At 70.2% G+C, this 19205-nt stretch carries 14 protein-coding genes; 10 read left to right on the top strand and 4 right to left on the bottom strand.

All coding sequences use genetic code 11. From position 1 onward, the window contains the following. Positions 1–642 precede the first annotated feature (642 nt). Complete coding sequence (locus ACFY3V_RS03755; protein WP_350944404.1) at positions 643–2010, top strand: ricin-type beta-trefoil lectin domain protein; 1368 nt, start codon at positions 643–645, stop codon at positions 2008–2010. Positions 2011–2586: 576 nt separating this feature from the next. Here ACFY3V_RS03755 and ACFY3V_RS03750 read toward each other — a convergent pair. From ACFY3V_RS03750 to ACFY3V_RS03740, 3 genes are all read right to left on the bottom strand, one after another. Next, positions 2587–4086, bottom strand: coding sequence for a heparinase II/III family protein (locus tag ACFY3V_RS03750; RefSeq protein ID WP_389769667.1), 1500 nt, complete (start codon positions 4084–4086; stop codon positions 2587–2589). Between the two features lie 389 nt (positions 4087–4475). Next, the gene (locus ACFY3V_RS03745) at positions 4476–5519 is read right to left on the bottom strand and encodes a CU044_5270 family protein (RefSeq protein WP_362902775.1); all 1044 of its coding nucleotides are present in this window, start codon (positions 5517–5519) and stop codon (positions 4476–4478) included. After that, positions 5512–6105: an RNA polymerase sigma factor gene (locus ACFY3V_RS03740; protein WP_362902773.1), complete on the bottom strand. Its 594-nt coding sequence runs from the start codon at positions 6103–6105 to the stop codon at positions 5512–5514. Before ACFY3V_RS03740 ends, ACFY3V_RS03745 begins: the two co-directional genes overlap by 8 nt. 309 nt (positions 6106–6414) lie before the next feature. On the opposite strand from ACFY3V_RS03740, the gene ACFY3V_RS03735 reads away from it, so the two are divergent. Both ACFY3V_RS03735 and ACFY3V_RS03730 read left to right on the top strand, forming a co-directional pair. Then, a complete protein-coding gene (locus ACFY3V_RS03735) occupies positions 6415–7833 on the top strand; it encodes a glutamate decarboxylase (RefSeq protein WP_362902771.1) in 1419 nt (472 codons plus the stop codon). A gap of 74 nt (positions 7834–7907) precedes the next feature. Beyond that, on the top strand, positions 7908–8777 hold the full coding sequence (locus tag ACFY3V_RS03730; RefSeq protein ID WP_362902769.1) for a class II glutamine amidotransferase: 870 nt from the start codon (positions 7908–7910) through the stop codon (positions 8775–8777). Between the two features lie 159 nt (positions 8778–8936). Here ACFY3V_RS03730 and ACFY3V_RS03725 read toward each other — a convergent pair whose 3' ends face one another. Continuing rightward, entirely contained in the window at positions 8937–9974 is a 1038-nt protein-coding gene (locus ACFY3V_RS03725; RefSeq protein ID WP_362902767.1) for a LacI family DNA-binding transcriptional regulator, read from the bottom strand. Between the two features lie 159 nt (positions 9975–10133). On the opposite strand from ACFY3V_RS03725, the gene ACFY3V_RS03720 reads away from it, so the two are divergent. From ACFY3V_RS03720 to ACFY3V_RS03690, 7 genes are read left to right on the top strand one after another with little or no spacing between them, the layout of a single operon-like run. Beyond that, positions 10134–11141, top strand: coding sequence for a dihydrodipicolinate synthase family protein (locus ACFY3V_RS03720; RefSeq protein ID WP_362902765.1), 1008 nt, complete (start codon positions 10134–10136; stop codon positions 11139–11141). Further along, positions 11138–11458, top strand: coding sequence for a (2Fe-2S)-binding protein (locus ACFY3V_RS03715; RefSeq protein ID WP_362902763.1), 321 nt, complete (start codon positions 11138–11140; stop codon positions 11456–11458). Before ACFY3V_RS03720 ends, ACFY3V_RS03715 begins: the two co-directional genes overlap by 4 nt. Then, the gene (locus tag ACFY3V_RS03710; RefSeq protein ID WP_362902761.1) at positions 11448–12905 is read left to right on the top strand and encodes an NAD(P)/FAD-dependent oxidoreductase; all 1458 of its coding nucleotides are present in this window, start codon (positions 11448–11450) and stop codon (positions 12903–12905) included. The genes ACFY3V_RS03715 and ACFY3V_RS03710 overlap by 11 nt, the downstream gene beginning before the upstream one ends. Further along, the gene (locus ACFY3V_RS03705; RefSeq protein ID WP_389769658.1) at positions 12902–14122 is read left to right on the top strand and encodes an NAD(P)/FAD-dependent oxidoreductase; all 1221 of its coding nucleotides are present in this window, start codon (positions 12902–12904) and stop codon (positions 14120–14122) included. Before ACFY3V_RS03710 ends, ACFY3V_RS03705 begins: the two co-directional genes overlap by 4 nt. Beyond that, positions 14116–15414 carry an amidohydrolase family protein gene (locus tag ACFY3V_RS03700; RefSeq protein ID WP_362902757.1) on the top strand — a complete coding sequence of 433 codons (1299 nt, stop codon included), beginning with the start codon at positions 14116–14118 and terminating at the stop codon, positions 15412–15414. The genes ACFY3V_RS03705 and ACFY3V_RS03700 overlap by 7 nt, the downstream gene beginning before the upstream one ends. Further along, positions 15411–17477 carry a hydantoinase/oxoprolinase family protein gene (locus ACFY3V_RS03695; protein ID WP_362902755.1) on the top strand — a complete coding sequence of 689 codons (2067 nt, stop codon included), beginning with the start codon at positions 15411–15413 and terminating at the stop codon, positions 17475–17477. Before ACFY3V_RS03700 ends, ACFY3V_RS03695 begins: the two co-directional genes overlap by 4 nt. After that, positions 17474–19201: a hydantoinase B/oxoprolinase family protein gene (locus ACFY3V_RS03690; RefSeq protein ID WP_362902753.1), complete on the top strand. Its 1728-nt coding sequence runs from the start codon at positions 17474–17476 to the stop codon at positions 19199–19201. The genes ACFY3V_RS03695 and ACFY3V_RS03690 overlap by 4 nt, the downstream gene beginning before the upstream one ends. Positions 19202–19205 lie beyond the last annotated feature (4 nt).

The following is a 19205-nucleotide window of genomic DNA, read 5'->3' as shown; positions in this document are numbered from 1 at the left end:
CATGCGTAACCTCGCCTATCCGTGAGTGTCCATGTTCACCTCTGGTTCGTACCCTCATCAGGTGATGATCGAGTCCCGCCCGCCCTACCCCTCATGGTCATGACAAGAGCATCCGTGGCCCGCACTTACGCGGTCCGAGGTGTTCTCTGATCGTTCGGCTGTCAACGGTCGTCGGCTTTCGGTGGTTGATCGCGCCGAATGAGTGCCGAAACTATCGGAATTCTGCCGAAACTTCTGAGCGGAACATAATGCACGTGACAGCGGCATTCCATGATCATACTCGAGGGTTGGTGCCCTCCATCCGGCGTGCGGTCGACCTCCTCACTGCGAAAGTTTCATCCTGTGAGGCAGAGGGTGGGCGCGAACCTTTCCCTGGCCAGCGCGCGTAAGCGCGTGCCTGGCAGGCTCGGCGTCCGAGGGCTGCGAAGCAAGTTACTTGACATCCGCAATCGGGTCGTATTTGCTCCCTTGCACTACACCCCCTACGGCGTGCAAGCGGCATACCGATGAGTTCTGGTGAACGTTAGCGCTCACAATTCGATTCCGGTTTAACAACTCCAGGAATTGGATGCCGCTGATGGAGAGGAACGCAGAACATGTCTTTATCGTCGGCCCGGTCCCTACAGCCAGAGGGAAGCGCAAATGTTGAAGCATAGGTCCATCCTCGGGGCCGTGGCGCTCGCGGCGGCTGTCGTCCTGATGACGGGGCACGCGGCGATGAGCAGCGGCAGCAGTGCAGGGAGCTCTGCGTCCGCCGCCGCATTCGCGGGAACCGCGGGATGTGGAAAGAACCCGACGCTGAGCAGCGGAACGCACACCATTCAGTCCAGCGGAAAGAATCGCAGCTTCATTCTGCGAATTCCCGCGAACTACAACAACAACAACCCCTATCGCCTGATCTTCGGCATCCACTGGCTGAACGGCACCATGAACGACGTCGACTCCGGTGGAAGCAGCGGGGCCTCCTGGTCCTACTACGGGCAGCGGCAGTTGTCGAACAACACCGCGATCTTCATCGCGCCGCAGGGCCTCAACAACGGCTGGGCCAACTCCAACGGCGAGGACGTCACCCTCTTCGACGACATCATGCGGCGGGTGGAGGCCGATCTCTGTGTCGACCCCTCGCTGCGCTTCGCCATGGGGTTCAGCTACGGCGGCGGCATGAGCTTCTCCCTCGCCTGTAGCCGCGCGAATGTCTTCCGCGCGGTCGCGGTGTTCGCCGGCGCGCAGCTCAGCGGATGCAGCGACGGTTCCCAGCCCATCGCGTACATGGGACTGCACGGCATCACCGACAGCGTCCTCAACATCTCGCAGGGGCGGGCGCTGCGGGACAGGTTCGTCCGCAACAACGGCTGTACCGCGCAGAACCCGCCTGAGCCGGGCTCGGGCAGCCGAGGGCACGTCGTCACCGCCTACTCGGGGTGCCGGGCCGGATACCCCGTCGTCTGGGCCGCGTACGACAACGGTCACACGCCCGCCCCGGTGGACGGGACCTACACCGAGAACGGCGCCCAAACCTGGACCAAGGGGGAGGTGTGGAAGTTCGTCTCCCAGTTCCAGAGCACCTCCACGCCCAACCCGACGCCCACCCCGACCGTCACCCCGACGGTGACGCCGACTCCCACCCCGACCCCCACGACCAGCTTCCGCCTGCGCAACGAGGGCGCCGGACGCTGTGTCGACTCGCCCAACAGCGCCAGCGCCAACGGCACCCAGTTGCAGATCTACGACTGCCACACCAACCCCAACCAGCTCTTCAGCCACGACTCCGGCAGACTCCAGACCCTCGGCAAGTGCCTGGACTCACCCACGAACGCCGGCTCCGGCACCCGCGTGCAACTGTGGGACTGCCACACCAACAGCAACCAGCAGTGGACCTTCAACTCCAACGGCACCGTGACCAGCGGCGCCAACAACCTCTGCCTCAACGTCACCGGCACCGGCAACACCTCCGCCGTGACCGTCGCCACGTGCAACGGCCAGGCCACCCAGAGATGGACCAGGGCATGACCACCCGCTAGCCGATGACGGACGTCGGGTCCAGGCGACTTCGCCTGGACCCGACGTGTTTTGAGTTTCCCTCCCAGGGCGGGCATCTCGTCTTATGGGACGTCGCGGGCGATCCGGTCACTCCTTCCGTCCGAGGAGCCGCGCGCCTCGCCGTATGTGATGTCCCTTTCCATTACAATCACGGCATTTACCAAATGCGCCCTTGAAAGTTGTGGAATGCGATTCTTTTGACCTGTTGCAGGTTTTACATCTCATGTATGGATGAAATGCACAGGAGATGAGATATCCGATGATCAGGAGGCCTGCGAGGATTATGAGGGGGTGTACGGCCGGTTCGGCGGCTGCTTCGCCGGGCGGAATGGCGGCGGGGAGAGTTGTGATTGGATGCACGCGATCAGATTTACATGGAAAAGAGCCTCGCATCAGGCGTTTCTGTGTGCGGGCCCTTCTGGATCGCGTATCCGGCATTGGTATGCCGATCTTTTTGTGCGGTCGGTACCTGTTGGGGGCGATTAGGCTCGGCCGCCATAATGATCACTCCCCCAGAGGCCGGTCTCGGACAGGGCGCGGTACCGGTCAGGGACGGTCGAGTGAGGGCGTGAAGGAGACGGGGCCGCCGGGGGTGCGGACGGTCACCCTTCCCTCGGAGAGGCTGATCTCCGGATCTTCGGCGCCGGGGACGATCAAGGTCAGCAGGGAGGCGGCGGGGGGAGAGAGCACCGTCACCGTGTCGGCCTTTTTGAGATAGCCGGTCGAGATCGCGCAGGGGCGCACCTCCTGGCCGCCGATCGGCCGGAGGGAGGGCATCGTGAGTTGCAGCAGCGTCACGCGCAGGCTCCCGTCGGCCAGCACCACCCTGCCGTCGCGGCTGGAGACGACCCTGAGCGAGGGGCCGAGGTGCCACAGGTTGCGCAGCGCCGACCCGGCGGGGACCGTGTCCAGTACGGCCATCAGATCGGTGCCGTGGCAGACCAGGACCGATCGTGTGCGCCGGACGCCGTACGCGTCGTCGGCGAGCGTGTAGGACTGGCGGGTGCGTTCCACGAACGAGTTCACGAGGCGGGTCGCCGTACCCTCGTGAAAGGTGGCGCCCACGACGACGGGAACGTTGTGCGCCTCGGGGGAGGTCGTCCACTCCCGGTAGGCCGTCCTCTCGTAGGAGTGGAAGCCCGCCTCCACCAGGATGTCCCGGCCGTGGGCGTGGTAGGTGACGCCCAGATGGTCCTCGTGGCCGTGCAGGCGGCGTCCGGGGCCGAACCTGATCGAGTAGTGGGCGGATCGCGGGTCGTCCCACGCCGTCCTGCCGAAGGCGTAGCCGCCGTCGAACACCTTCACCGTGTCCGTCTCGTGCGGGAAACCCTCCGGGCGTGTGTCGGCGGGGCTGTCACCGATCGGCACCAGACGGCCGTCGGGCTGGGTGGCGTGGCTGACGTACGCCTCCAGCGATGTCCGCCGCGCGGCGAGGCTCGCGGGGACCGCGGCCCCGCTCCTCCCGATCGCCTCCAGGGCCGCCCCCAGCCGCCGGTGAACGTAGAGGCCGTATCTCGGGGCCTGCTCGTGCAGCGCCCCCTGCGCGTCGATGGAGAGTTCCGCCGACTCGGTCATCCGCCGGACGGCCAGGTCCCTCCATCGTTCCCGCCGGAGACGGCAGCCGACCGCGAGCAGCGCGATGTCCTGGTCCAGACCGTGGTTGTGGCCCTGACGATAGAGCGCGGGGTCGGACAGGATCCCGCCGTGCTCGGCCAGGCTGTCGAACAGCCAGGTGGCGCGTACGTGCGCGCTGAGACAGACCAGCGCCGGTGCGCGCAGTGCGACCGGATGCTCGGCCCAGGCCCAGGGACTGACCCCGATCCCGCCGCGAGGGTTCTTCCTTACCCAGTCGCCGGCGATCTCCGTGGCGCGGGTGAGACACTCCTGCCTGCCCGACCGCTCGTACTCCCCGACCAGGCGGCCCATCCACCTCAGCGCGTGGAGGTTCAGCGCCCAGGAACGGTTGCCGTACGGGTCGGCGCGCCAGTCGATGTCCGAGCCCAGGTCGGCGGGGGGCAGGCCGACGAACGCGACCCGGCCCCGCATGACCTCGTCAACCTTGATCGCTGGGAACCACCCGGCAGGATAGACGACCGGGCCGTCCTAGGGCACGGGGGATGACGGGGCGGGACGCCTCGTGACCAGGCCGAGGGCCCTGCGGGCGCGCTGAAACACGTGATCGCTCCAAAGGGTGAGGTGCGGACGTCCTCACGAGCCCGCGAACGGTCGTACACCGGGATGGCCGGGCCGTTTCCGCGCAGCCCGAAGAGAACCGGTGAGCTGCGGGAGGGCCGGCGCAGCCTGAAGACGGCCGGTGGGTCAAGGAGACGTGACCGGTCGGGCGAGGCCCGGGACGTCCGGTTGGCTACGGAGATGTGGAGACGGTGACCGCCCCGGGGGCGTCCGGTGGGCTGGGGAGACGGTGATCGGGCGGGTTACGGGAGTGAGGGAGGGGCGGGTTTGTCGTCCGTCCAGCCCGCCTCCAGGACCACCTCGACCTCCTCCTCTCCGGGCCCGCCCGCATCGGTCGAGGACAGCACCCGGGAACTGGCGACATCGATGATCAGCGTCCGCTGGACGAGGGCGGGAGCGGTCGGGGAGGTCCGCACGGTGAAGGAGAACGCGGCACCCTTCCTGCCCCGCTCGTCCCGCGCCGTGCCCAGGTAGCGGACGTTCGGCAGCTCCGCCAGGGCACGATAGGCGGCCGCCCGCACCTCGGGCGACGACGGCTTGCTCCACAGCAGACCGCTGAGCGCGTCCGCCAGGACGCCGCTGTCCGAACCGCGCGGCGCACCTCGCACCATCGAGGAGATCCGGTCCTTCAGCGCGGCGGGGTCGGCCGGAAGCTCCCGGATCTGCTCGAAGGTCATGTCCCGACCGGCCACGCTGAAGGCCGTCCTGCCGGTGACGGGCTTGAGCAGGCCCTCACCTGGCGACGAGGACAGGGTTTCTCCTCCCGAAGAACTCCAGGACGGGGCCACGCCCGCCCACTCACTGGGAGACCCGTCGCGGCGCCACGCCTCGCTGTCGGCCGCGCTTCCCGGACGCGCCCCCAGCGTCCGCGAACCGGCCCAGATCCTGCCGTCCTCGGCGGCCCACTGCTCGGTGAGCCACGACTCCACCACCCGGTAGCGGTTCTGCCCCTTTCCCAGCGGCTCCGGGCGTGTCCTGCGGTGCGACTTTTTGACGCGCCAGTACGCTCCCGTCGTCGCGGGGTCCGCCTCCGCCCTGGTCGCCGCCGCGAGAAGGACCGACCGCCCGGAGATCTCGGGGGCCCGGTCCGCCGTCGTCGTCGGAACGAGCACGGCCACGATCAGGACCACGGTCATGGCGGTGGCGAGGCCGGTCAGCGCGACCGTCCACGGCAACCACCGGCGGCGCCGGGGTTCGGCCTGCAACCGCCCGAACACCCTGGCCTTGAGAAACGGGTCGGGCCGCGGCTCGCCGTACAGTTCGCGAACCTTCTCCAGCTCATCCACGATCGGTCTCCTCGGGTTCGAGCATGGGGTTGGTGCCACCCAGCGCGGCGCGCAGTTTTCTCCTGGCCCGGTTCAGGCGTGACCCGACGGTCCCGTACGGGATGCCGAGGGCACCGGAGATCTCCTCGTGGCTGAGCCCGGCCAGGGCCACCAGGAGGAGGACGTCGCGGTCTCGCCGGTGGAGCCCGGCCAGCGCCGTCGCCAGGCTCGGCCGCAGGCTCTCCGCGCTGACCCGCGCCGCGACCTGTTCCTCGTGTCCCGGCGAGTCGGGGTCCGGGCCGTGGCGCCCGAGCGCGCGTAGCGTGCGCACCTCGACGCGACGTTGTTTGCCGATGAGGTTGGTCGCGATCCCGTACAGCCAGGCCCGCACGCCGGCGCGCGACGGGTCGTAGAGCGCCCGCTTGCGGAACGCGGTGAGAAACGTCTCCGCCACGACGTCCTCCGCGCTGTCGGCGCCGAGTCGCTGCGCGACGTAGCGGTGGATCTCGTGGAAGTGGAGGTCGAAGATCGCGCTGAACCGCTCGGACTCGACGAGGGAGAGCCGGAGGACCTCGGCGTCGTCCGCTGGATGATCGGTCCAGGACATCGTGGTCACGATGGTCTTCCCGTCATGTGCAACCCTTCGGACGCGATCAGCGGTCATCCCTCATCACCCGATCCGTCGATCTGCTTTCACGTTCCCGACGCACGTTCCCGACGCACGTTCCCGACGTATGGTCCCGGCCCACGGACACGGACAACGGCCCCGATCAACGGTCACGGTTCTTCGGTCAGGCGGTGAGGTCTCGGCGGGGCCACTGCGGCGAGGGTGTCGCGCGGCGGTGGCCTGGGTACCCCGTTCAAGGGGAAAACCCCAGCTCACAGCGGTTTGATCAGCTGGGGAAGGACGTGGACGATGCCTCTGAGGCGGCCAGGTCACACCGGGCGTGGAAGCCGGGATCTGGAGATCAATCCGATCTTCAGCCGGGAGCCCCTGCGGGTCCCGCGCCACGCCATGCCGGCAGGGGAGATGGAGCCGGAGACGGCCTACCAGCTGGTTCACGACGAGCTGATGCTGGACGGCAACGCGCGGCTGAACCTCGCGACGTTCGTGAGCACCTGGGCGGAGCCGCAGGCACTGAGGCTGATGGCCGAGTGCGTCGAGAAGAACATGATCGACAAGGACGAGTATCCACAGACCGCGGAGCTGGAGACGCGGTGCGTGGACATCCTCGCCAGGCTCTGGCACGCAGAGGATCCTCATCGCGCGACGGGCTGCTCGACGACCGGGTCGAGCGAGGCGGCCATGCTGGGGGGCCTGGCGCTCAAGCGACGCTGGCGGCAGCGGCGCCGTGCGGAGGGCCGCCCAGACGACCGGCCCAATCTCGTCATGGGCGTCAACGTACAGATCTGCTGGGACAAGTTCGCCGACTACTTCGACATCGAACCCCGCTACGTGCCGATGGAGGGCGATCGATACCACCTGAGCCCGCAGACCGCCGTCGAGCGGTGCGACGAGAACACCATCGGGGTCGTGGCCATCCTGGGTTCGACCTACGACGGCAGCTACGAGCCCGTCGCCGACATCGCCGCGGCCCTGGACGACCTGCAGGCCCGCACCGGACTCGACGTGCCGATCCACGTGGACGGCGCCTCCGGCGCGATGATCGCGCCCTTCCTCGATCCGGACCTGCACTGGGACTTCCGGGTGCCACGGGTGGCGTCGATCAACACCTCCGGACACAAGTACGGGCTGGTGATGCCGGGGGTGGGCTGGGTGCTGTGGCGCGACTCCCAGGCGCTCCCCGACGATCTGGTCTTCCGCGTCAACTACCTCGGCGGGGACATGCCGACCTTCGCGCTGAACTTCTCCCGGCCGGGCGCCCAGGTGGTCGCGCAGTACTACAACTTCCTGCGGCTGGGCTTCGACGGCTACCGCCGGGTGCAGCGGACCTGCCGGGACGTGGCGACCCGCCTGGCCGGGGAGATCGCCGGGCTGGACCACTTCGAGCTGCTCACCGACGGCGGCGAGGCTCCGGTGTTCGCCTTCCGGGTACGTGAGGGAGTCGACGGCTTCACGGTCTTCGACGTCTCCGCCGCGCTGCGCGAGCGCGGCTGGCTGGTGCCCGCCTACACCTTTCCCGAGAACCGTACGGACCTGGCGGTACTGCGCGTCGTCGTCCGCAACGGCTTCAGCCACGACCTGGCCGATCTGTTGATGGAGGACCTGCGCAGGGTCCTGCCCCGCCTGGAGGCGCAAGGCGGGCACCGCACCGCCGATGACGCCGGAGGCTTCGCGCACGGCGCAGGGAAGAGACACCGACACCACGGCTGAGGGTGTGCGCAGGCGCTCGCGTCGGCCGGGGGAGGGCGGCGTGGGCGAAGGACGAATGAGAAGGAGACGGTGAGATGTGCCGTTTGTTCGGTCTGAGCAGCGCGCCTCGGCGTACGCGTGCCACCTTCTGGCTTTTGGACGCGCCGGACAGCCTCAGCGAGCAGAGCCACCGCGACCCCGACGGGACCGGTCTGGGGTACTTCGACGCCGACGGCACCCCGGAGGTGCACAAGGCGCCCATCGCCGCCTACCGGGACCGGTGTTTCGCCGAGGAGGCGAAGGAGGTGGAATCCACCACCTTCGTGGCCCACGTACGTTTCGCCTCCACCGGCGGCTTGGAGAGACGCAACACGCATCCCTTCCTGCAGGACGGGCGGCTCTTCGCGCACAACGGGGTGGTCGAGGGCCTGGACGACCTCGACGCGGAACTGGGCGAGGATCGAAAGCTCGTCAAGGGGGAGACCGACTCCGAACGCTTCTTCGCGCTGATCACCCGTGAGACCAGGGCGCACGGCGGCGACGTCGCCGCCGGTATCGAGGCCGCGGCCCGCTGGGTCGCCCAGCACCTGCCCATCTACGGCCTCAACCTGGTTCTCACCACCCCGCGGGATCTGTGGGCGCTGCGTTATCCCGACACCCACCGGTTGTACGTGCTCCAGCGTGCCGCGGGCGGGTGCCACGGTGGCCGGCACCTCGACCAGAGCGGCACCGACGGCCGTATCCGCGTCCGCTCCCGCGACCTCGTCGGCGCCCCCGCCTACGTGGTCGCGAGCGAGCACATGGACGACCATCCCGGATGGAGCCCGATGGAACCCGGCGAACTGCTCCACGTCGGACCGGATCTCGTCCCCACGCGCCGGATCGTCCTGCCCGAGGAGCCCGCGCACCAGCTGAGCCTCGCCGACCTGCGCCCCGAGGCCGCGACCTCGCAGCATCCCGACTGAGACCAAGACCGAGAGACCAAGACCGGGACCGACGCCGACGACACGGCGGCGGGTCCTTGTCGCGGGTCTTGCGTGTCGACGAAGAGCGCGTTCGCCGTTTTCCAGGGAAATCCTCCCGCGGACCGGTCCGCGGTGGCCGCCGGGTGCCCGGTCCCGGGCCTACCCGGCGGGCGGCCTCGCGCAGGACGAGCGCAGGACGAGTTGGGCGCCTACCCGGTAGGCCCGGCCCGCCCGCCCGGTGCGTACGGGAGCCGTCGACCGGTCGGTCCGTTCGATCTGCTGGAGCAGCAAGTTCATGGCGAGATCTCCGAGTTCACTCGCCCCGTTGTCGACGACGGTGATGGGCGGCTGCCACCAGCGCAACCAGGGGATGTCCTCGTAGCAGATCAGCGAGAGCTGCTCGGGAATGACGATGCCCGCGCCGACGAGGGTGGGCAGCATGCCGAACACGGCCTCGTGGTTCGCGGCGAACAGCGCCGTCATCTCCGGGTTGCGGCGCAGCAGCCGCTCCGTCGCCTGGGAGCCGAAGGCGGAGTCGAATGGCCCGCGTTCGACGAGTGACTCGTCGACCTGATGCCCGCGTTCCCTCAGCGCCTGCTCGTAGCCGGCGAACCTCTCCAGGCCGGAGTTGGCGCTCAGCAGGCCGCCGATGAAGCCGATCCGCTCGTGACCGAGATCGAGCAGGTGTGAGGTGGCCGCGTGGGCGCCCTCGCGGTCGGAGGCGAGCACCGACGGCGCGGCGCTCTCGGCGGCGGCGCGGATGACGTTGACGACTCCGATGCCCTCGGCGAGCAGCGCGTTGGCCATGGCTGTGTTCTTGCCTGTACCTATCATGATCAGCCCGTCCACCCCGTGTGCGGCGAGGGTCCGGAGGAAGGACTCCTCCCGCCGGGGGTCCGCGTCGGTGATGCAGAGCATCACCTGGTAGCCCTCGGCTGCGGCGCGACGCTGCACGACCTCGGCGATGGTGTGGAAGGACGCGTTGATGAGGTTGTTCAGCACCAGTCCCACGACATGAGACTGCTTGGAACGCAGTGCGCTGGCCGCGCGGTTGGGGCGGTAGCCCATCCGTTCCGCGATCTCCTTCACCGCCACCCGGGTCTCCGGGGCGATCAGCGGTGAGCCGCTGAGTGCGCGGGAAGCCGTGCTGCGTGACACCCCGGCCGCGGCGGCGACGTCCTTCAGCGTGATCGCCATCGTCCTTCTTTCTGGGATCGATCCCATCCGAGGGGAGATTTTGCCACAAGATCGTGGACTCTTGGTGCGGTGATGAGAAATTTGCCCAGGTTAAAAACAGTTTTCGGCCTTGACCTGAATCTCCCGAGTGCTGCAACCTAATGCAAGCGATCCCAAAAAATGACTACAACATTGATCTACGGGGGTTCCATGGACCGCGACGACGTCACCTGGCGCGGCTACTGGCCGGCCGCGCCCACCCCCTTCACCAGCGAAGGCGGGCTGGACGAGGACGCGTGGCGCGCGCTGCTCAGGCTCTACACCGCCCAGGGCGTGCACGGGGTCCTGGTCAACGGGAGCACCGGTGAGTGGTTCAGCCAGAGCGCGGCCGAACGCCGCAGGGTCGCCGAGATCGCGGTGTCCGAGCTCTCCGGCAGGGTCCCGGTGGTCGTTGGTGTCACGGCGTACACCGCCGAGGAGGCGATCGGGTTCGCGAGGCACGCCGCCGAGGCGGGCGCGGACGGCGTGCTCGCGACGCCCCCGCCGTACGTGCACCCGGGGCCCGAGGACATCCTCGCCTTCTACCGGGAGGTCAGCTCCGCGACGGAGCTGCCGTTCATGGTCTACAACTGGCCGCGCGGGGTGGCTGTCGATATCTCCGCCCACGCCGGTCTGATGTCCAGACTGGCCGACCTGGACAACGTGGTCGCCATCAAGGACAGCACCGGTGACTGGCTGCGGATGCTCGGCACCGTGGAGGAGGTGAGCGACCGGGTTCGGGTGTTCGGCAGCTTCCTGCACCGGCGTGGCCTAGCCGTGCTGCTTGAGCTGGGCGGGGACGGGAACATCGACGGCGGCGGCATGGGCGCCCCGTTCGCCGTCCCCTACTACGAGGCGGTCGCGGCGGGGGATCGCGAGGCGGCGCGCGGCTGGGTCGACCGGTACGCGGGGCTCTCCTCCCGGCTGATCAATCCCGACTACAGCGGCGTGTACGGCGCGCCCATCGCCCAGCTCAAGGCGGCCATGGCGATGCTCGGCCAGCCGGGCGGGCACGTCCGCCCGCCGCTCCTGCCGATCGCGGATCCGGAGAGGCTCGACGCGATCGGCGCCGTGCTGAAGGAGTCAGGCCTCGTCGAAGCCCTTTCCGGGGACGCCGGGGGCACCGCCTTGGGGCGGGCCGGGCGATGACGACGGAGCGGAACCGCACCGGTCGGCAGGCCGGCCCCGGCCGGGCTCCGCGAACGGAGATCGTCGTCGACGGCGATTCCGTGCGGGCCGTCGACGGCATCAGCCTCGCTGCGGTCCTCGTCGGCGAGCGGCGGTGGAGCCTGCGACGCAATCCGGTGGGCGGCGACCCGCGCGGCCCGTTCTGCGGGATGGGCGTGTGTTTCGAGTGCGAGGTGACCGTGGACGGGCGTCCGGGGGTCCGTGCCTGCATCACCAAGATCTATGCCGGAATGCGGGTCGAGACGGCCGCAGGGGGAGAGGTTCCGCATGACCGCTGAGCGCGGCACGGCCGTGTACGGCGAGGTCGTCGAACGGGATGTCGTGATCGTCGGCGGTGGTCCTGCGGGGCTCAGCGCCGCGGCCCGCCTCGCTTCCGCGGGGCTGGCCGTGACGATCCTCGACGAGCAGCCGGAATTGGGCGGGCAGTACTACCGGCGGCCCGCGCCCGCGGTGGCGAGGCACTGGGGCGACCATCGGCCCGAGGGCGGCCGGCTGATCGACCAGGTGCGCGCGGCCGGCGTCGAGTGCCGTACCGGCCATCTGGTCTGGGGCGTGGACGACGACGGGCGCACGCTGCTCGCCTCCGACGCCGCCGAACATCCGGTGCGGTTGCGCGCCCGCCGTCTCGTGCTGGCGACCGGCGCCTTCGAGCGGGTGTTTCCCTTCCCCGGCTGGCAGCTTCCCGGAGTGACCACCCCGGGCTTCGCCCAGCACCTGGCCGCGAGCGACCACACCACCATCGGGGACCGGGTCGTCCTGGCCGGTTCCGGGCCGTTCCTGCTGCCGGTCGCCTGCTCGCTGATCGAACTCGGCGTGAGCGTGGCGGGCATCGCCGAGGCGGGCAGGCCGTACCGGCCGAGCCTGCGGGCGCTGGGCACGCTCGGCCACCCCGCGCGACTGCGCGAACTGGCCTCCTACGCCGCGCGGCTGGCCCGCGCCCGGGTGCCGATCTGGCAGGAGACCGTCGTGCTCCGCGCCGACGGCCGCGACCGGGTCTCCTCGGTGACACTCGCCGCCGCGGCCAGGCCCACGCGCCCGGTCCGCACCGTCGAGGTGGACGCGCTCTGCGTCGGGTACGGCTTCCGTCCCCAGACCGACCTGGCCCGCATGCTGGGCTGCGAGGTGCGGATCGACGCGGCGAGCGGGGACGCGGTGCCGGTGACCGACGCGGCGGGACGCGCCTCCCGGGCCGACGTGTACGTGGTGGGCGAGGCGGCGGGGATCGGCGGGGTGCACGCGGCGAGGGCCAGAGGGCTCGCCGCCGCGCACGACATCCTGGCCCGTGAGACCCGTGTGACCGTGCCGGTGTCCGAGGCGCGGCGAGTGGTGTCGGCCAGGCGCCGTCTGGCACGTTTCACCGCGCTGACCGACTCCCTCTACCCGGACCCGGCGGCGCTGCTCGCCACGCTGGCGCCCGCGCTGCCCGCCGACACCATGGTCTGCCGCTGCGAGGCGGTCCGCGCGGAGGAGATCCGCACCACCGCCACGGGAAGCGCCGACGGCGACCTCAATGCGACCAAGGCCTGGACCCGCGCGGGAATGGGCCCCTGCCAGGGCCGGGAGTGCGGATTCGCGGTGGCGGGACTGGTCAGGTCCGTCGCGCCCGACCAGGGCGCGGGCGAATCACGGGTGCAGGTCTTCCCCTCCCGGTTGCCGGTGCGCCCCGTTCCTCTCACCACGCTGCTGGAGCTGGCCGGACCGGAATCGCAGAAAGGCGACGCATGAGCACGCGGACCGCGGACGCGGTGATCGTGGGAGCCGGGGTGCTCGGCGCCTCGGTGGCGAGCCACCTGGCCCGCAGCGGCCATCGGGTGCTCGTCCTCGAACGAGGTGCCCCGGGCAGGGAGGGCTCCGGCACCACCGCCGGCAATCTGCACATGCAGGCCGTGCACACCAGGCGCCCCGGTCAGAGGGTACCGCTGGACAGCGCGCGGTTCCTACCGCTGCAGCGTGCCGCGAGCGACCGCTGGGAGACGCTGGAGGAGGAGCTGGAGACCTCGGTGGAGGTCCGCCGCACCGGTGGCTTCACCGTCGCGGAGACCGAGGAGCAGTGCCAGGAACTGCGCGACAAGCACGAATGGGAGGCCGCAGCCGGGATACACACCGAGATCCTCGACGGGGACGCCGCGCGGGCCGCGCTTCCCCTTCTCGGACCGACGGTGGCCGCCGCCACCTGGTGTGACCTGGACGGCTACGCCAACCCGCTGAAGGTCACCCCCGCCTACCTGGACTCGGCGGCCAGACACGGCGGCCGGACCGTGGCGTTCGCGCCGGTCCGGCGGATCACTCGCAACGGCGACGGCTGGCGGGTGGTCGCCGGGCGAGGCGCCGCCGAGCAGGTGGTGGACACCCCCGTGGTGGTCGATGTCGCGGGGCCCTGGCTGGGGGAGATCGCGGCGCTGGCCGGTATCACGCTGCGGATGACACCCGTGGCGATCCAGATGCACGCCACCGTGCGCTCCTCGGCCACCATGTCCCACCTGGTCCAGCACATCGGCGAGGGACTGTCGGTGAAGCAGGTCGCCGCGGGCAACCTGCTGATCGGCGGCGGCTGGCCGGCCCTGCGCATGGACCTGGCCGGCCGGAGCGCCACCAGCCTGGACAGCCTGGTCGGCAACGTCGCGCTGGCGGTCCGGGTGCTGCCGTTCATCCGGGACCTGCGGCTGCTGCGGATGTGGGCCGGGCCGCTCGCGGCCACGCCCGACGAGATGCCGGTGATCGGCGAGGTACCCGGCGCCCCCGGGTTCTACGTGGCGGGAGGCACCTACGCCTTCAGCTTCGCCCCGCTGTGGGGGGAGACGCTGCGCTGCCTGATCGAGGGGAAGCCGCCGCCGGTCGACGTCTCCGACCTCGGTCCCGGCCGGCTGATGGAGCGGCGAAGTCAGGAAGACAACGGCCCAGAGCAGGAAAACCACCAGGACAGAAGGAGTAAGCGGTGCTGACATCACCTCGACTGCGGCCCACGTCGGAGCCCGAGACCCTCTGGTTGACCGGTGGGCACGTCGTGGACGTCCGATCGGGACGGATCCGCAGGAACGCCAACGTGCTCGTCGCGGCAGGCCGGATCGAGAAGATCACGACGGACGCCCCGCCCCCGGGAGCAGAGACCGTCGAGCTGGGCGGCAGGTACCTGATGCCCGGCCTGATCTCAGTGCACACCCACCTGTCGGTGCTCTACCCCTTCTCCGCCACCGACGAGTCGGAGAGCCCCGGGCTGAGCGCGCTGCGCGCGCTGTCCCGGGCACAGGACGCCCTCGTCGCGGGGGTCACCACGATCCGCTGCGTGCACGAGCAGAACCGCGCCGACCTGCTGGTGCGCACCGCCGCCGACCAGGGCTGGGTGGCCGCGCCGCGAATCGTCGGAGCGGGCCGGGCCATCTCCACCACCGGCGGCCACGGCAAGGGCGCCGACTGCTCCTACGCCGACGGGCACGACGGCTTCCTGCGCGCGGCCAGGCAGGAGCTGGACGCGGGCGCCGACCTGATCAAGATCTTCATCACCGGTGGCATCGCCCACCAGGGCGAGTCGTTCACCGGCGCGCAGATGACCGTCGAGGAGATGCGGGCCGTGGTCCGCGCCGCCGAGGAGCACGGCAGTTACGTGACCGCGCACGCCGGCGCCGGCTCGGCGATCCGCGAGGCGCTCGCCGCCGGAGTTCGCGGCTACGAGCACGCCTACGACCTGGACGACGACACGGCCAAGCTGATGGCGGACCGGCGGGTGTTCCTAACCCCGACCCTGTGCGTCACCCGCTGCCCCGACTGGATGGCCGAGCACAGCTTCACGCCCTGGCAGATCGAGCGGGCGGTGGAGGTCGGCCCCGGCCACCTGGACAGCATCCGGCGGGCGGTCGCGGCAGGCATCGCCGACCCGGACGACCCCGGCGCGCCCGGCATCACCATGCTCGCCGGTACCGACTACCCGCCGGGCGAGCCCATCGAGGACACCGTCGTGGCGGTCCGCGAGATGGAGTTCCTCACCGACGCGGGTCTCAGCCCTCTCCAGGCGGTACGGGCCGGCACGTCCGAGGCCGCGCGCCTGGTCGGCCTGGCCGGCCAGGCCGGCGCCGTCGAGGAAGGTTACCTCGCCGACCTGATCGTCACCGATCGCGATCCGCTGAGCGACGTCTCCGCGCTGCGCCGTATCCCCTTCGTCATGCAGGCCGGCCGGATCGTCCGCGACGACCTGCCGGTCGTCCCCGCCCCGCAGCAGGTCCCTGGAGGCGCCCTGTGAACTCCCCCGACACTCCGGCCGGCCGTACCCGCTTCGCCGTGGACATCGGCGGAACGTTCGTCGACGCGATCGCCTACGACGAGGAGACCGGAGAGATCCGGCTGCACAAGGCCTCGACCACCCCGGGCGCTCCCGCCCAGGGCGTCCTGGACGCGGTGGGGGGTCTCGCCACCCGGCTGGACGGGGTGGAGGCGTTCGTCCACGGCACCACGCTCGGCCTGAACGCGATCCTGCAGCGCCGCGGCGCGGACCTCGGCATCATCACCAACGAGGGCTTCAGGGACCTGCTGGAGATCGCCCGAGCCAACGTCCCCGGCCAGCACATGTACGACTTCTCCTACGCGCCGCCGCCGCCACTGGTGCCGCGCCGCCGGCGGATCGGCGTACCCTGCCGGATCGACGCGCAGGGCGACGTGGTGCAGGACCTGGACGAGGACGCCGTGCGCGAGGCAGGCCGGATCCTGGTCGAGGAGCAGGGACTGGCCTCGCTCGCCATCTGCTTCCTGCACTCCTACGCCAACCCCGAGCACGAGCGGCGGGCGGCGCGCATCCTGCGCGAGCTCTACCCGAACGTGTCGATCTCGGTCTCCACCGACATCACCCGCGAGTACCGCGAGTACGAGCGGACCAGCACCGTCACCCTGGACGCCTACATCCGGCCGGTGCTGAGCGACTACATCGGCACCCTGGAGGCGAGGCTGACCGAGGCGGGACTCACCCACCCGCTGCACATCATGCGCTCGGGCGGCGGCGCGATGACCGCGGAACTGGCCCGCCGCGCCCCGCTGATGACCGTGCTGTCCGGCCCCGCGGGGGGAGTGGTGGGCGCCTCCTTCCTGGCCCGCGAGCAGCGGCTGCCCAAGCTGATCTCCTTCGACGTCGGCGGCACCAGCGTGGACTGCTGCGTCATCGAGGAGGGCGAGCCGGGCGAGGTGCACGAGGCGGGCATCGACGGCTTCCCGCTGCTCATTCCGATCTTCGACATCCGTACCGTCGGCGCGGGCGGAGGCTCGATCGCCTGGATCGACGAGGGACTGCTCAAGGTCGGTCCGCACAGCGCGGGCGCCGTGCCGGGGCCGGTGGCCTACGGCGCGGGCGGTACCGAGCCGACCGTCACCGACGCCGCGCTGGTGCTCGGCTACCTGGACCCCGCCGCGTTCCTCGGCGGCGACATGAGCATCGACGCGGAGGCGGCCCGCGCCGCGGTCGAGGCCAAACTGGCCGTTCCCCTCGGGGTGAGCGTGGAGCAGGCCGCCGCGAGCGTCTTCCGGGTGCTGCTGGCCCGGATGGTCGGCGCGCTGCGCGAGATCACCGTGGAGCGGGCGCTGGATCCGCGCGAGTTCGCGCTGCTCGCCATCGGCGGCGCCGGACCGCTGCTCGGCCCGATGCTCGCCAGGGAGATGGGCATCGCCACCACGATCGTCCCGCAGGTGCCCGCCGCCTTCTCCGCCTTCGGCATGCTGATGTCCGACCTGGAGTACGAGTTCGCCGCCACCGTGCTGCGCTCCCTCAGCGACGAGAGCCTGGCCGTCCTGGAGAGCGAGTTCGCCGACCTGGAGGCGCAGGGCGACGAGGTGCTGTCCGCGCAGGGCATCAAGCCCGAGGACCGCACCCTCATCCGCAGGCTGGACATCCGCTACCACGGTCAGGAGCACAGCCTCGGCATCGACCTGCAGCCCGGTGACACCGCGGCGAGTGTGCTGGCCCGTTTCAACGCCCAGCACGAGGCGCGCTACGGCCACGCGATGGCCGACACCGGGCAGATCCTCACCCTGCGGGTGCGGGCGGTGGGACGGCTGGCCAAGCCGGCGCTGCGCGAGTGGGCGCCCGCAGGCCCCGGTGGGCCCGAGGCGGTCGGCGAGCGGCCCGCCTTCGACGTCGCCACCGGCGAGACCGCCGTGTTCCCGGTCTACGACCGGACGACTCTGGCGCCCGGCCACGAGGTGAGCGGCCCGGCGATCGTCGAGGAGGGCACCTCGACGACGGTGATCTTCGGTGATCAGCGGCTCACCGTCGACACCTACGGACAGCTGCTGGTGACCGGTACCGGAGGAACCCTGTGAACAGCCCTGAGCGTCTGGACGGCGCGACCGTCGAGGTGATCCGCAACTACCTGGTCTCGGTGGGCGAGCAGATGCGCCGCACCCTGGTGCGGGCGGCCTTCAACCCGGTGATCTACGAGGTGCTCGACTTCGGCATCTCGATCTACAACGCCGACCTGGACCTGACCGCCGAGGCCGCGGGGATCACCTCGTTCCTCGGCGCCAACGACCACGCCATCGTCAAGGGCGTGGAGTACGTCGGCCGGGAGAACTTCGCACCCGGCGACGTCTACCTGCTGAACTACCCGTACTGGAGCGGCGCGCACTCCTACGACGCGATGCTCTTCGCGCCGGTCTTCCGCGACGGGCACGAGGGCCCCGCGGCCTACCTCGCGGTGCGCGCGCACTGGATGGACCTCGGTGCCAAGTCCCCGGGCTACGTCCTGGACTCCACCGACATGCACCAGGAAGGACTCATCTTCCCCGGCACCAAGATCGTGAGCCGCGGTGAGGTGGTCCGCGACATCGTCGAGCTCATCCGGTTCAACTCCCGGCTGCCCGACCTGACCATCGGCGACTTCCACGCCCAGCTCGCCGCCCTGCGCACCGGCGAGAACCGGCTGGCGCAGGTCTGGGAGAAGTTCGGCGGCGAGACCGTCGACCAGGCCATCAGGCAGGTCATCGAACACGGTGATCGGGTCGCGCGCAAGGCATTGGCCGCGCTGCCCAACGGCACCTGGACGGCCTTCGACTACTGCGACGACGACGGCATCACCGAGGACCTGATCCGGATGGAGGTCAAGGTCACCATCGACGGCGACCGGATGGAGGTCGACTTCAACGGCTCCGACGGCGCGGTGGCCGGCCCGGTCAACCTGCCGATCGGCTCCACCGAGAGCCTGGGCAAGGCCATCTTCAAGGAGCTGACCACGCCCAGGGAGCCCTCCAACGCCGGACACTACCGGGCATTGGAGGTCAAGGCCGATCCCGGCAACTTCTTCCACGCCGTCTACCCGGCCGCGACCTTCACCCAGTGGAGCGCCATCGTCGCGTTCGAGCTGATCCACAAGGCACTGGCCCAGGTGATGGACTCGATCCCCGCCTCCTCCGGTGGTGACGAGCCGGGCTTCATGGCGCTCGGCCGTGACCCGCGCACCGGCGCGGACTTCGTGATCAGCAACAACGAGGGCATCGGCTGGGGGGCGCGCAAGGACCGCGACGGCGCGAACGCCCAGCAGCACCCCTCCCAGAGCGTCGTCAGGAACACCCCCGTCGAGGTGCTGGAGCACAAGTCCACCGTGTTCCACGAGCGACTAGAGCTGATTCCCGACTCCGGTGGCGCCGGCAGGTTCCGCGGCGGCGTCGGCGTGCTCAGGCAGGTCCGCTACCTCGCCGACGGCGAGGTGCTGTCGATGAAGAAGAAGAGCAAGACCAGGCCCTGGGCGCTGGACGGCGGCCAGGAGCCCGAGCCCAGCGAGATGGTGCTGTGGCCCGACACCGATCGGGCCAAGCGGGTCGGCATGTACAGGGCTGACATGAAGGCCGGCGACCGGTTCGTGAACCGGACCGCCGGAGGCGGTGGCTACGGCGACCCTCTCGACCGCGACCCGGCCGCGGTGGTGGCCGACGTACTCAACGGCTACGTCGGCGCCGAGGCCGCGGAGCAGTCCTATGGCGTGATCGTGGACGGCGACGGCTGGCGGCCCACGCCGGCCAGGGCCGCCCGACCCAAGAGCGAAGGGTAGACGA

Origin of the sequence: Streptosporangium sp. NPDC000095, assembly GCF_042899335.1 — a bacterium.
Taxonomy (GTDB): Bacteria; Actinomycetota; Actinomycetes; order Streptosporangiales; family Streptosporangiaceae; genus Streptosporangium.
This window is presented reverse-complemented; position numbering and strand designations above follow the sequence as displayed.